The 12,724-nt window shown below is 66.4% G+C and carries 13 protein-coding genes; 5 read left to right on the forward strand and 8 right to left on the reverse strand.

Annotated features, from left to right (window positions below):
* Positions 1–133 precede the first annotated feature (133 nt).
* Complete coding sequence (gene aceA / locus ACIUM1_RS11325; protein ID WP_406817237.1) at positions 134–1,420, reverse strand: isocitrate lyase; 1,287 nt, start codon at positions 1,418–1,420, stop codon at positions 134–136.
* 266 nt (positions 1,421–1,686) lie between these two features.
* Positions 1,687–2,484 (reverse strand): acyl-ACP thioesterase domain-containing protein, encoded by a 798-nt coding sequence (locus tag ACIUM1_RS11330; protein ID WP_406817238.1) that lies wholly within the window; start codon positions 2,482–2,484, stop codon positions 1,687–1,689.
* Positions 2,485–2,654: 170 nt separating this feature from the next.
* On the opposite strand from ACIUM1_RS11330, the gene ramB reads away from it, so the two are divergent.
* Together ramB and ACIUM1_RS11340 are read left to right on the forward strand one after the other, a co-directional pair.
* The gene (gene ramB, locus ACIUM1_RS11335; protein ID WP_406817636.1) at positions 2,655–4,079 is read left to right on the forward strand and encodes an acetate metabolism transcriptional regulator RamB; all 1,425 of its coding nucleotides are present in this window, start codon (positions 2,655–2,657) and stop codon (positions 4,077–4,079) included.
* A gap of 5 nt (positions 4,080–4,084) precedes the next feature.
* Positions 4,085–4,636, forward strand: coding sequence for a carboxymuconolactone decarboxylase family protein (locus tag ACIUM1_RS11340; RefSeq protein WP_406817637.1), 552 nt, complete (start codon positions 4,085–4,087; stop codon positions 4,634–4,636).
* Here the strand turns inward: ACIUM1_RS11340 and ACIUM1_RS11345 are convergent, their stop codons facing one another.
* From ACIUM1_RS11345 to ACIUM1_RS11370, 6 genes are read right to left on the reverse strand one after another with little or no spacing between them, the layout of a single operon-like run.
* Positions 4,637–4,918, reverse strand: coding sequence for a hypothetical protein (locus ACIUM1_RS11345; RefSeq protein ID WP_406817239.1), 282 nt, complete (start codon positions 4,916–4,918; stop codon positions 4,637–4,639). It abuts the gene before it with no gap.
* Between the two features lie 8 nt (positions 4,919–4,926).
* Positions 4,927–6,324 (reverse strand): dihydrolipoyl dehydrogenase, encoded by a 1,398-nt coding sequence (gene lpdA / locus ACIUM1_RS11350; protein ID WP_406817240.1) that lies wholly within the window; start codon positions 6,322–6,324, stop codon positions 4,927–4,929.
* 49 nt (positions 6,325–6,373) lie between these two features.
* Positions 6,374–6,958, reverse strand: coding sequence for a hypothetical protein (locus ACIUM1_RS11355; protein ID WP_406817241.1), 585 nt, complete (start codon positions 6,956–6,958; stop codon positions 6,374–6,376).
* The gene (locus tag ACIUM1_RS11360) at positions 6,951–7,229 is read right to left on the reverse strand and encodes a putative holin (RefSeq protein WP_406817242.1); all 279 of its coding nucleotides are present in this window, start codon (positions 7,227–7,229) and stop codon (positions 6,951–6,953) included. Before ACIUM1_RS11360 ends, ACIUM1_RS11355 begins: the two co-directional genes overlap by 8 nt.
* A gap of 21 nt (positions 7,230–7,250) precedes the next feature.
* Positions 7,251–7,736: a DUF779 domain-containing protein gene (locus tag ACIUM1_RS11365; protein ID WP_406817243.1), complete on the reverse strand. Its 486-nt coding sequence runs from the start codon at positions 7,734–7,736 to the stop codon at positions 7,251–7,253.
* Positions 7,736–9,259, reverse strand: a complete 1,524-nt coding sequence (locus ACIUM1_RS11370; RefSeq protein WP_406817244.1) for an aldehyde dehydrogenase family protein — start codon at positions 9,257–9,259, stop codon at positions 7,736–7,738. Before ACIUM1_RS11370 ends, ACIUM1_RS11365 begins: the two co-directional genes overlap by 1 nt.
* A 67-nt stretch (positions 9,260–9,326) precedes the next feature.
* On the opposite strand from ACIUM1_RS11370, the gene ACIUM1_RS11375 reads away from it, so the two are divergent.
* From ACIUM1_RS11375 to ACIUM1_RS11385, 3 genes are read left to right on the forward strand one after another with little or no spacing between them, the layout of a single operon-like run.
* A complete protein-coding gene (locus ACIUM1_RS11375; protein ID WP_406817245.1) occupies positions 9,327–11,423 on the forward strand; it encodes a prolyl oligopeptidase family protein in 2,097 nt (698 codons plus the stop codon).
* 10 nt (positions 11,424–11,433) lie between these two features.
* Positions 11,434–11,745: a hypothetical protein gene (locus ACIUM1_RS11380; protein WP_406817246.1), complete on the forward strand. Its 312-nt coding sequence runs from the start codon at positions 11,434–11,436 to the stop codon at positions 11,743–11,745.
* A 7-nt stretch (positions 11,746–11,752) separates the two neighbouring features.
* Entirely contained in the window at positions 11,753–12,664 is a 912-nt protein-coding gene (locus ACIUM1_RS11385; protein WP_406817247.1) for a crotonase/enoyl-CoA hydratase family protein, read from the forward strand.
* Positions 12,665–12,724: the final 60 nt, after the last annotated feature.

Genomic DNA, 12,724 nt, shown 5'->3' on the forward strand with positions numbered 1-12,724 from the left:
TTTTCTCCGGTGTCGTATCGACTTGCACCGCAATAGGCCCCGCCCAGGGTTTAGCTGGGCGGGGCCTACGCTACTTGATTTGATTTTCAAGGCGCGGCTCGCGCCGCGGACGCTCGGGCAAGCCCGCTCGTCCTCAGTGAAACTGGCCCTCTTCGGTGGAGCCGGTCAGCGCGGTGGTCGACGAGGTCGGGTCCACGGTGGTGGCGATGCGGTCGAAGTAACCGGCACCCACCTCACGCTGGTGCTTGGTGGCGGTGTAGCCACGCTCCTCGGCGGCGAACTCGCGCTCCTGCAGCTCGACGTAGGCGCTCATCTGGTTGCGAGCGTAGCCGTAGGCCAGATCGAACATCGAGTAGTTCAGCGCGTGGAAGCCGGCCAGCGTGATGAACTGGAACTTGAATCCCATTGCCGCAAGCTCCTTTTGGAACTTCGCGATGGTGGCGTCGTCGAGGTGCTTCTTCCAGTTGAACGACGGCGAGCAGTTGTAGGCCAGCATCTGGTCGGGGAACTCGGCCTTGACGCCCTCGGCGAACTTGGCGGCGAGCTCGAGGTCCGGAGTTCCGGTCTCCATCCAGATCAGGTCGGAGAACGGCGCGTAGGACTTGGCCCGGGCGATGCACGGCTCCAGACCGTTGCGGACCCGGTAGAAGCCCTCCTTGGTGCGCTCACCGGTGATGAACGGCTGGTCGCGCTCGTCGACGTCGGAGGTGATCAGCGTGGCGGCCTCGGCGTCGGTGCGGGCGATGACGACGGTCGGGACGTCGCACACGTCGGCGGCCAGGCGAGCCGAGGTCAGGGTCCGGATGTGCTGCTGGGTGGGGATCAGCACCTTGCCACCCAGGTGACCGCACTTCTTCTCCGAGGCCAGCTGGTCCTCCCAGTGCGAACCCGCCACACCGGCGGCGATCATGGCCTTCTGCAGCTCGTAGACGTTGAGCGCGCCACCGAAACCGGCCTCACCGTCGGCGACGATCGGGGCCAGCCAGTTCTCCACCGAGGTGTCACCCTCGACCTTGGCGATCTCGTCGGCGCGCAGCAGCGCGTTGTTGATCCGGCGGACCACCTGCGGCACCGAGTTGGCCGGGTACAGGCTCTGGTCGGGGTAGGTGTGGCCGGACAGGTTGGCGTCACCGGCGACCTGCCAGCCGGACAGGTAGATGGCCTTCAGGCCGGCGCGGACCTGCTGCACGGCCATGTTGCCGGTCAGGGCGCCCAACGCGTTGATGTACTCCAGGTCGTGGAGCTGCTCCCAGAGCACCTCGGCGCCGCGGCGGGCCAGGGTGGCCTCTTCGACGACGGTGCCCTGCAGGGCGACGACGTCCTCGGCGGAGTAGGTCCGGGTGACATCCTTCCAACGCGGGTTGGTGTCCCAGTCCTTCTGGATCTGTTCGGCGCTCTTAGGGGTGCCAACGGAAGACATTGGGCGTGCTCCTTCACGATCTTCACTACTGAGTTGCTGGAGGCCTCACCGGCGGTAGCTAGCGGCTCAACTTCACTGGTGTGCTAACTCGAAGATGGCACAGGTCATAGCGGCCGGTCCACCCGTTTCAGTTGCCAATTTAAGCAACGGGAACGCGGCAATTTGCGAAGTTTGCTAAGTTGCTAACTAACTTAACCGTTTCAGAAGCTACCCACCGGTAACTGGAATGCGCAGGTCAACGGCGGTTAACGGGACGCTTGTCCGATTTAGCGAGCAAAGATCGCGGCGACGGCTTTGGCCTCGTCGCCGACGGCGTATGTGAGCGTTGTAACAGTGCGATCGGCCAGCTCCGGACCGAATTGGTCGGTGGATCCGGCGGGGTGGACGTGCGAGATGATGTCCAGTTTGTCGCCGAGCGCCACCGGCGCCTCGTGCTCGATGGTGATGCGCACCGGCGTCCGCAACAGTTCCGGGTGCGCCGCGAGGTGGTCCTCGATCACGCTCCAGTAGACGGAGTTGTTCATGTGGTCGAACAGGTCGATGTCGGTGACCCGGACCGGAAACTCGTGGATCTCGACCGCGTCGTCACGACTGCCCGGCTTCAGATAGGACTTCCAGCGCAACCGATCGACGGAGGTCGTCTTGTGCAGGCCGGCCAGAAAGTCGTCGGCGATGCGCGAAGGCATCTGGGTCTCGCGGTTGATGTTGATCCAGAAGGCCTCGGACTCGATCAGGCCCTGGCCGCGCTTCCCATCGATGCGCACCCGCATCTCGCACCAGCGGTTCGAGGTGCCCGAGCACCATCTGCGCAGCCGCAGCATGTCGTTGAACTCGATGGGCTTGATCAGGTCGAGCATGGTGCGCCGGACGATCCACAGGGGATGGGTGTCCTCGAAGCCCATCTCGCGCAGCTGGTCCTGGCCGATGTCCTGGATGTGCCGGGCGGCCGCGTCCAGCCGTAACCGGCCCGTGCGGTCGATATCACCGACCCGCAACGGCCACTGGCGATCGAAAACGTCAGGGTGACCGTCGGGCACCGGCATCAGTTGTTTATCCAGGCTCACGGCCACCCTCCCGGCTGCTCCCCGTCTCCTCCTCGTGGTTACCACAGGCTAAGGCCTGAGGCCCCGGTCGCATCATGCCAACGGGGTGCACCGAATACCAATCCCGGCGCGACCGCCGGCGGTGCGAAGTCTGCGAACCACACCTTCACATGGCCGGTAACCTCGATGGGGTGTCCAAGACGTTCGTCGGCTCACGCGTTCGCCAGCTCCGCAACGAACGCGGGTTTTCCCAGGCCGCGCTGGCCCAGATGCTGGAGATCTCGCCGAGCTACCTCAACCAGATCGAGCACGACGTCCGCCCGCTGACGGTGGCCGTGCTGTTGCGCATCACCGAGGTGTTCGGGGTGGACGCGACGTTCTTCTCGTCCCAGGACGACACCCGGCTGGTGGCCGAGTTACGCGAAGTCACCATGGACCGCGATCTGGACATCGACGTCGACCCGACCGAGGTCGCCGAGATGGTCAGCGCGCACCCCGGCTTGGCCCGCGCGGTGGTCAACCTGCACCGCCGCTACCGGATCACCACGGCGCAGCTCGCGGCCGCCACCGAGGAGCGGTTCTCCGACGGCAGCGGCAGCGGGTCGATCACCATGCCGCACGAGGAAGTGCGCGACTACTTCTACCAACGGCAGAACTACCTGCATGAGCTGGATACCGCGGCCGAGGACCTGACCATCAAAATGCGCTTGCACCACGGGGATCTGGCGCGGGAGCTGACCCGCCGGCTCACCGAGGTGCACGGGGTGCACATCAATCGCCGGATCGACCTGGGCGACACCGTGCTGCACCGCTATGACCCGCAGACCAAGACGCTGGAGTTTAGCAATCACCTGTCATTGGGACAACAGGTCTTCAAGATGGCGGCCGAACTGGCCTATCTCGAGTTCGGTGACCTGATCGACACCCTGGTCGAGGAGGGCAAGTTCACCAGCGACGAGTCACACACGCTGGCCCGGCTCGGGTTAGCCAACTACTTCGCCGCGGCCACCGTACTCCCCTACCGCCAGTTCCACGACGTCGCGGAGAATTTCCGCTACGACGTCGAGCGGCTGTCGTCGTTCTACTCGATCAGTTACGAGACCATCGCGCACCGGCTTTCGACGCTGCAGCGCCCTTCGATGCGCGGCGTGCCGTTCTCGTTCGTGCGGGTCGACCGGGCTGGCAACATGTCAAAACGCCAGTCCGCCACCGGCTTTCACTTCTCCTCCAGCGGAGGCACCTGCCCGCTGTGGAACGTCTACGAGACGTTCGCCAATCCGGGCAAGATCCTGGTCCAGATCGCCCAGATGCCCGACGGCCGCAACTACATGTGGGTGGCCCGCACCGTGGAGCGTCGCGCGGCCCGGTATGGTCAGCCGGGTAAGACCTTCGCGATCGGGCTGGGCTGCGAGCTTCGGCACGCTCACCGGCTCGTCTACTCCGAAGGACTCGACGTTTCGGGGGAACCAGGAACAGTGGCCACACCGATCGGCGCGGGCTGCCGGGTCTGCGAACGCGACAATTGCCCGCAGCGCGCCTTCCCGGCGCTCGGACGCGCCCTCGATCTCGACGAACACCGCAGCACGGTATCGCCCTACCTGGTGACCCAACCGTGACCGACCTGCCGGACGGCCGCATCCCGCCGGGGCGGTTTCGCGAACTGGGACCGATCAATTGGGTGATCGCCAAGCTCGGTGCCCGCACCGTGGCCGCCCCGGAGATGCATCTGTTCACCACCCTGGGTCAGCGCCGCTTGCTGTTCTGGACGTGGCTGGCCTACGGGGGCCGGCTGCTGCGCGGGCGGCTTCCCACCATCGACACCGAATTGGTGATCCTGCGGGTCGCGCATCTGCGCGCCTGCGAATACGAGCTGCAACACCACCGCCGGATGGCGCGGGCGGCCGGCCTGGATGCCGACCTGCAGGCCGCGATCTTCGCGTGGCCCGACAAGCTGGACCCGGTGGACGCACGCCTGACCGTCCGTCAGCAGGCGCTGCTGGCGGCCACCGACGAGTTCGTCAAGGACCGCACCGTCACCGCCGACACCTGGCGGCAGCTGGCGACTCACCTCGATCGCCGGCAGCTGATCGAATTCTGTTTATTGGCAAGCCAATACGACGGCCTTGCCGCGACCATGTCAGCGCTCGAGATCCCGCTGGACCATCCGCGCTAGCTACAGGTAGACGTCGGCCAGGATGGCCAGCGTCAATACCACCGGGAGCACCGGCAGCGCGAAGGCGAACCCCGCCCATGCCTGCTTGCCGCGCCGGCGCTGCCGCAAGCCCCACAGCGCGGCGCCGATCCCCAGCAGCACCGAAGCCAGCAGCAGCAGCGGGCCCCACTGGCCGGCCGTCGCGTTGTCGCCATTCGAAATGGCCAGCAACCACCCGACATAACCGGTCGCCAGGCCACCGACGGCACCCGCGATGGCCTCAGGCGTGACGGTGCGCATCATCTGTTGTCTCAGAAGTTGATCATGTGCCCGGTCAGGCCGTGGAAGCATTCCTGCAGCGCCTCGGACATGGTCGGGTGGGTGTGCACGTTGCGGGCCAGCTCGGTGGCGGTCAGGTCCCATTTCTGGGCCAGCGTCAGCTCCGGCAGCAGTTCGGAGACGTCGTGGCCGACCAGGTGTCCGCCCAGCAGCTCACCATATTTGGCGTCGGCGACCAGCTTGACGAACCCGCTCGGGTCGCCCACACCGTGGGCCTTGGCGTTCGCGGTGAACGGGAACTTGGCCACCACGACGTCGTGGCCTTCGGCGCGGGCCTGCTCCTCGGTGAGACCGAAGCTGGCGACGTTGGGCTGGCAGAACGTCGCCCGCGGCAGCATCCGGTAGTCGCCGAGCGCCAAAGTCTCTGCGCCGGCGATGGTTTCGGCGGCCACCACGCCCTGCGCCTCGGCGACATGGGCCAGCTGCAACTTGCCGGTGACATCGCCGATGGCATAGATGTGCTCGATGTTGGTGCGCATGTAGTCGGTGATTCCGATGGCCCTGCGGTCGGTCAGCGCGACCCCGGCCGCCTCCAGTCCGTAGCCTTCGACATTGGGCGCAAACCCGATGGCCTGCAACACCTTTGCCGCCTTGAGCTCGTCCGACTTACCGTCCTTGCTGACGGCCACCGTCACATCGGAGCCGTTGTCGGAGATGGATTCGACTTTGGTCCCGGTAAGGATCTTGACGCCGAGCTTCTTGAACTGCTTCTCGATCTCTTTGGACGCGTCGGCGTCCTCGTTCGGCAGCGCGCGCGGCAGGAACTCCACGATGGTCACGTCGACGCCGTAGTTCTTCAACACGTAGCCGAATTCCATGCCGATGGCGCCGGCGCCGGCGATGACGATCGACTCCGGCAGCTCCCGGGACAGGATCAGTTCCTCGTAGGTGACCACGTTGGCCGACAGCGACGTGCCGGGAACCAGCCGGGTGCTGCTGCCGGTCGCGATGATGGCGTTGTCGAAGGTGACGGTCTCGGTGCCGCCGTCATTGAGGTCGACCGATATCGTGTTGGCGTCGGTAAAGCGGCCATAGCCATGGATTTCGGTGATCTTGTTCTTCTTCATCAGGAAGTGCACGCCGGCGACGCGGCCCTCGGCCACTTTGCGGCTGCGGTCGAACGCGATCCCGTAGTCGAAGGTGGCCTCGCCGCTGATGCCGAATGTCTTGGCCTCTTTGGTGAAGATGTGGGCGAGTTCGGCGTTGCGCAGCAGCGCCTTGGACGGGATGCAACCGACGTTGAGGCAGACTCCGCCCCAGTACTTCGGTTCGACGACCGCGGTGCTCAGGCCCAGTTGTGCGGCGCGAATGGCTGCGACATATCCGCCGGGACCGGCCCCGAGGACGACGACGTCATAGTGAGAAGTCACCAACCCACCCTAGTTGGCCACCACCCATGCTGGCCGCCCGGGCGAGGCGTCAGTATGGAATGACGCCGACGAGACAGTGGCCCACCCGCTCGCAGTGGTAGTAGCCGTACACGGGCGCCGCCGCGACCAGCGCGGCGAACGGCCCGGACATCACCGCCACCGAGAGCGCCGAGATCAGCGGCCTGCCCTCGGTCATCGCCAGCATCACGCCGCCGACGATGCACACCACCACATAGACGAGGACCAGGAACAGCGCCGGCGTCTTGTCGACCGAGTGGTACCACCAATAGAACAGCCCCAGCCCGATCACGGCCGCACCGGCCCACACGCCGAGCAGCACCAGGGCCAACTTCCACCACTTGAGGTAGAGGTAGCGGCCGGGCACGTTGACTGGTTGCACCGGGCCGACGGGCTCGGCCGACTCCTGCTCGCGGGCATCCGGTGTGGGCGTCGCCGCCCCGTCGTCGACGGTGCCCGTCGCAGGTTCAGGCTCGATCGCGGTGGGGTGCTCGCCGGTGTCGTCATCGAAATCGGGGACCCAGGACTGGGTGCCGGTGTGCTCGTCTTCGTCATCCGAGAAGTCCGGCACGAACGCCTCGGTGCCGGGGTTCGAGGCCTCCTTGTCGTCAGGCACCGGCGGTCACCCGCAACACGACCAGCACGCCGAACCACCCCGGCGCCACCGAGAGCAGGAACGCGCCCAGCATGGTGACCCAGCGGCGGCCGGAGAACAGGATCGTGGTCAGCCCGACCACGCTGAGGATGCCGACCACCGAGGCGATGGCGACTCCCGGCCGGACGCTGGCGTGGATCGCCACGGTGCATCCCACACCCGCCAAAAGTCCGACCGCGCTACCGATCAGCATGGCGCCGGCCAGCACCCAGGGACGCGGAAGGGGGATCACTTTCTCGACTGTACTGTGCGGCTACCGGCGCGGCGGGCATGCCGCCGCGGCCGCGTCGGCCACCACCGGACCCCGTGCCGCGGGGCGTTCACCGCGCTGGTAATCCGCGCCGGTGATCACCGCCGCGGTCGCCAGCGATGCCCGTTCGTCGTCGGTGAAGGCGCGCCCGCGGGACAGGAACCGCACCCCGTCGGGGGCCTCCAGGCTGAACCCGCCGCCGCGGCCAGGCACCACGTCGATGATCAGTTGGGTGTGCTTGTCGCGATAGTGGGCCGTGTATTGGGGACCGGAAATCCATACCGGCACTCCCGGTGTCCCGACGTCGAGGACGCCCAGCAACACGTCGCGGTCGCCGACGAGGAAGTCGCCCAGCGGGTAACACATCGGTGCTGAGCCGTCGCAGCAGCCACCGGACTGGTGAAACATCACCGGACCGTGGGTCGCCTGCAGCCGGGCCAGCACCTCGGCGGCCGGTGCCGTGATGACCACCCCAGGGGGCGGGACCATCAGAAGAATCCTTGCGCCTTCTCGGAGTAGGACACCAACAGGTTCTTGGTCTGCTGATAGTGGTCGAGCATCATCTTGTGGTTCTCCCGTCCGATGCCCGACTGCTTGTACCCGCCGAACGCCGCGTGTGCGGGATAGACGTGATAGCAGTTCACCCATACCCGGCCGGCCTGGATGTCGCGCCCGGCCCGATACGCGGTGTTGCCGTCGCGGCTCCATACCCCGGCTCCCAGGCCGTAGAGGGTGTCGTTGGCGATCGAGATGGCGTCGTCGTAGTCGGCGAACGACGTCACCGTCACCACCGGCCCGAAGATCTCCTCCTGGAAGACGCGCATCTTGTTGTCGCCGCCGAGGATGGTGGGCTGCATGTAAAAGCCGCCGGACAGGTCGCCGCCGAGCTCGGCGCGTTCGCCGCCGGTGATCACCTTGGCGCCCTCGTCCTTGCCGATCTCGATGTAGGACAACACCTTTTCCAGCTGGTCGTTGGATGCCTGCGAACCCAGCATGGTTTCGCTGTTCAGCGGATCACCCTGGCGGACCGCCTTGGTGCGGATCGCGGCCAGCTCGAGGAACTCGTCGTAGATGTCGGCCTGGACCAGGCTGCGCGACGGGCAGGTGCACACCTCACCCTGGTTGAGGGCGAACATGGTGAAGCCCTCCAGCGCCTTGTCCTGATAGTCGTCGGCCTTGGCCAGCACGTCGGAGAAGAAGATGTTGGGGCTCTTGCCCCCGAGTTCCAGGGTGACCGGGATGAGGTTCTGCGACGCGTACTGCATGATCAGCCGCCCGGTGGTGGTTTCGCCGGTGAACGCGATCTTGCCGATCCGGTTGCTCGACGCCAGCGGCTTACCGGCCTCGGCGCCGAAGCCGTTGACGACGTTGACCACTCCGGGCGGCAACAGGTCGCCGACCAGTGACATCAGGTACAGGATCGAAACCGGCGTCTGCTCTGCGGGTTTGAGCACCACCGCGTTGCCGGCCGCCAGCGCGGGCGCCAGTTTCCAGGCGCCCATCAGGATCGGGAAGTTCCACGGGATGATCTGCCCGACCACGCCGATCGGCTCGTGGAAGTGGTAGGCCACGGTGTCCTCGTCGATCTGGCTCAGCGAACCCTCCTGCGCGCGCAGCGCCGCGGCGAAGTATCGAAAATGGTCGGCCGCCAACGGGATGTCGGCGGCCAGCGCCTCGCGGATCGGCTTGCCGTTGTCCCACACCTCGGCCACCGCCAGCGCGGCGGTGTGCTCGTCGATGCGGTCCGCGATCTTGTTCAGGATCGCCGCGCGCTCGGCCGGGGCCGTCTTGCCCCACGCCGGAGCCGCCGCGTGCGCGGCGTCAAGCGCTTTTTCGATGTCGGCCTCGTCGGAACGGGCCACCTCACAGAACGTCTGACCGGTGACCGGGGTCGGGTTCTCGAAGTAACGCCCCTTCGCCGGCGCGACCCACTGCCCCCCGATGAAGTTCTGGTAGCGGGATTCATACGACATCAATGCCCCGGCAGAACCCGGACGTGCGAAAACAGGCATCTGCTCTCACTCCTCGTTCCTGGCGTGTAATTCACCTCACACTACCGCCGCAGGAACAATGGCAGCTATGACGTCGCAACCTCACGCTGCCACCGAAGACAACCACGACCCGTATCTGTGGCTCGAGGACGTCACCGGTGACGAAGCCCTGGATTGGGTGCGGGCGCGCAACGAGCCGACGCTGGCGCGTTTTCGCGACGACAACTTCGAACGGATGCGCGCCGAGGCGCTCGAGGTGCTCGACACCGACGCCCGCATCCCGTATGTGGTCCGCCGCGGTGAGTACCTCTATAACTTCTGGCGTGACGCGGCGAACCCGCGCGGGTTGTGGCGGCGCACCACGCTGGACAGCTACCGCACCGACTCCCCCGACTGGGACGTGCTGATCGACGTCGACGAGCTGGGCCGGGCCGACGGCGAGAAGTGGGTGTGGGCCGGTGCCGGTGTCATCTATCCCGAGTACACCCGCGCACTGGTCAGCCTGTCCCGCGGCGGGTCGGACGCCTCCATCGTGCGCGAATTCGACATGGTCACACGCGAATTCGTCGACGACGGGTTCGAGCTTGCCGAAGCCAAGTCGCAGGTCAGCTGGGCCGACCCGGACACCGTGCTGGTCGGCACCGACTTCGGCGCCGACTCGCTCACCGACTCCGGCTATCCGCGGGTGATCAAACGGTGGCGCCGGGGCACCCCGCTCACCGACGCCGAGACGGTGTTCGAGGGGGCGACGTCCGATGTGAACGTGGTCGCCAGCACCAGCCGGATTCCCGGCTACGAGCGCACCCTGATCGGCCGGGCCCTGGACTTCTGGAACGAAGAGGTCTATGAGTTGCGCGGCTCCGAACTCATCCGCATCGACGCGCCCACCGACGCCAGCCTGAGCCTGCACCGCGAGTGGCTGCTGATCGAGCTGCGCAGTGACTGGTCGGTGGGTGAAGCCACCTACACCGCCGGGTCGCTGCTGGCCGCGAACTACGACGAATTCCTCGCCGGCACAGCACAATTGCAGGTGGTCTTCGAACCCGACGAACACACCGCCCTCAACCACTACGCGTGGACCAAGGACCGGCTGCTGATCGTCTCACTGGCCGACGTGGCCAGTCGGGTGGAGATCGTCACGCCGCCCTCGCGTGACGACCCTCAGCGCCCGGCTTCGCCGCGCTTGCGATCGTCACCGGCAGACTGGCGGCGCGAGCCGGTACCCGGCATTCCCGCCGCGACGAACACCGTGGTCGTTTCCGCCGACGACACCGGTGACGAGTTCTTCCTGGATTCCAGCGGATTCGACTCGCCTTCGCGGCTGATGCGGGGAACCGACGACGGCCAAATCGAGCAGATAAAATCCGCCCCAGCCTTCTTCGATGCCGAAAACATCTCGGTGACACAGCATTTCGTCGCCTCGCGCGATGGCACCTCGATCCCGTATTTCGTGGTGCGGCCCGGCGGCGAGCAGGCTTCCGACGGGCCGGCGCCCACCCTGCTCTATGGCTACGGCGGCTTCGAATCGTCGAACACGCCGGGCTACAGCGGCGTGCTGGGCCGGCTGTGGCTGGCCCGCGGTGGCACGTATGTGCTGGCCAACATTCGCGGTGGCGGCGAATACGGCCCCGGCTGGCACACCCAGGCGATGCGCGATGGCCGGCACAAGGTGGCCGAGGATTTCGCGGCCGTGGCAACCGATTTGGTGGACCGCGGCATCACCACCGTCGAGCAGCTCGGGGCGCAGGGCGGCAGCAACGGAGGGTTGCTGATGGGCATCATGCTGACCAAGTACCCGGAGCGGTTCGGCGCGCTGGTGTGCAGCGTGCCGCTGCTGGACATGAAGCGCTATCACCTGCTGTTGGCCGGCGCCTCGTGGGTCGCCGAATACGGCGACCCGGATGACCCGGACGACTGGAAATTCATCTCCGAATACTCGCCCTACCAGAACATTTCGGCGACGCGACGGTATCCGCCGGTGCTGATGACCACCTCCACCCGCGACGACCGGGTGCATCCCGGTCACGCCCGCAAGATGACCGCGGCGCTGGAAGCCGCCGGCCATCAGGTCTTCTACTACGAGAACATCGAGGGCGGCCACGCCGGTGCGGCGGACAACGAGCAGGTGGCGTTCAAGTCGGCACTGACCTACTCGTTCCTATGGCAGATGCTCGGGCGGCCATAGGATCGTCGACGTGTCCGCGATCCAACGCATCGAACTCACCCTGCTGGCGACGGGATTGATCTTCATCCTGGCCTCGGCGGCACAGGCGCGCTATCGCTTCGTCAAGCACCGTCGCGCCGGCCGGCGGTTCTACTGGGCGACCGCGGTCATCGGCATCGTCTGCTTCGCATTCGGCACCGGCCAGCTGTGGCCAAACGGCATCCTCGCGGCGGCGGTCTTCGCCGCCATAGTCGCGTTCTCGGCCTACCTCACCACGCCGTATCTCAAGATCGGCGGGCGAATCTACGCGTCCTCGCCGGAGAACCGTCAGCCCGACCCGTAAGGACGCTATGCCAACCAGCGACTTCCAGACGCTGCTATACCGGACGGCCGGCCCGGTGGCCACCATCACGCTGAACCGTCCAGAGCAGCTCAACACCATCGTGCCGCCGATGCCCGACGAGATCGAGGCCGCCATCGGCCTGGCGGAGCGCGACCCGGCGATCAAGGTCATCGTGCTGCGCGGTGCCGGCCGGGCCTTCTCCGGCGGCTACGACTTCGGCGGCGGGTTCCGGCACTGGGGCGAGTCCATGATGACCGACGGGAAATGGGATCCCGGCAAGGACTTCGCGATGGTCAGCGCCCGCGAGACCGGGCCGACGCAGAAGTTCATGGCGGTCTGGCGGGCGTCCAAGCCGGTGATCGCCCAGGTGCACGGCTGGTGCGTGGGTGGGGCCAGCGACTACGCGCTGTGCGCCGACATCGTCATCGCTAGCGAGGACGCCGTGATCGGCACGCCCTACAGCAGGATGTGGGGGGCGTATCTGACCGGGATGTGGCTCTACCGGCTGAGCCTGGCCAAGGCGAAGTGGCATGCGCTGACCGGCCGGCCGCTGACCGGCGTGCAGGCGGCCGAGGTCGAGCTGATCAACGAGGCGGTGCCGTTCGAGCGGCTGGAGGCGCGGGTCGCCGAGGTCGCAAGCGAGCTGGCGCAAATCCCGTTGTCGCAGCTACAAGCTCAGAAACTGATCGTCAACCAGGCCTACGAGAACATGGGGCTGGCCTCCACCCAGACGCTGGGCGGCATCCTCGACGGCCTGATGCGCAACACCCCCGACGCGCTGGCCTTCATCAAAACCGCCGAGGCCGACGGCGTGCGGGCGGCGATCGAGCGCCGCGACGGCCCGTTCGGCGATTACAGTCAGGCCCCGCCGGAGCTACGGCCCGATCCCAATCACGTCATCGTGCCTGATCGCGACTGATAGTGAGCTGCACTAGCCAAATCCTGGCAGTGGGCTGGGAACTGTTCCGGGCGGGCCAAA

It is taken from the genome of Mycobacterium sp. M23085 (assembly GCF_045343915.1).
GTDB lineage: Bacteria > Actinomycetota > Actinomycetes > Mycobacteriales > Mycobacteriaceae > Mycobacterium.

Bases quoted from the DNA above. Each gene is read 5' to 3' on its own strand.
- aceA (WP_406817237.1), bottom strand. From the start codon at position 1,420: ATGTCTTCCGTTGGCACCCCTAAGAGCGCCGAACAGATCCAGAAGGAC.
- ACIUM1_RS11375 (WP_406817245.1), top strand. From the start codon at position 9,327: ATGACGTCGCAACCTCACGCTGCCACCGAAGACAACCACGACCCGTAT.
- ACIUM1_RS11345 (WP_406817239.1), bottom strand. From the start codon at position 4,918: ATGATGCGCACCGTCACGCCTGAGGCCATCGCGGGTGCCGTCGGTGGC.
- ACIUM1_RS11365 (WP_406817243.1), bottom strand. From the start codon at position 7,736: ATGGTCCCGCCCCCTGGGGTGGTCATCACGGCACCGGCCGCCGAGGTG.
- ACIUM1_RS11385 (WP_406817247.1), top strand. From the start codon at position 11,753: ATGCCAACCAGCGACTTCCAGACGCTGCTATACCGGACGGCCGGCCCG.
- ACIUM1_RS11370 (WP_406817244.1), bottom strand. From the start codon at position 9,259: ATGCCTGTTTTCGCACGTCCGGGTTCTGCCGGGGCATTGATGTCGTAT.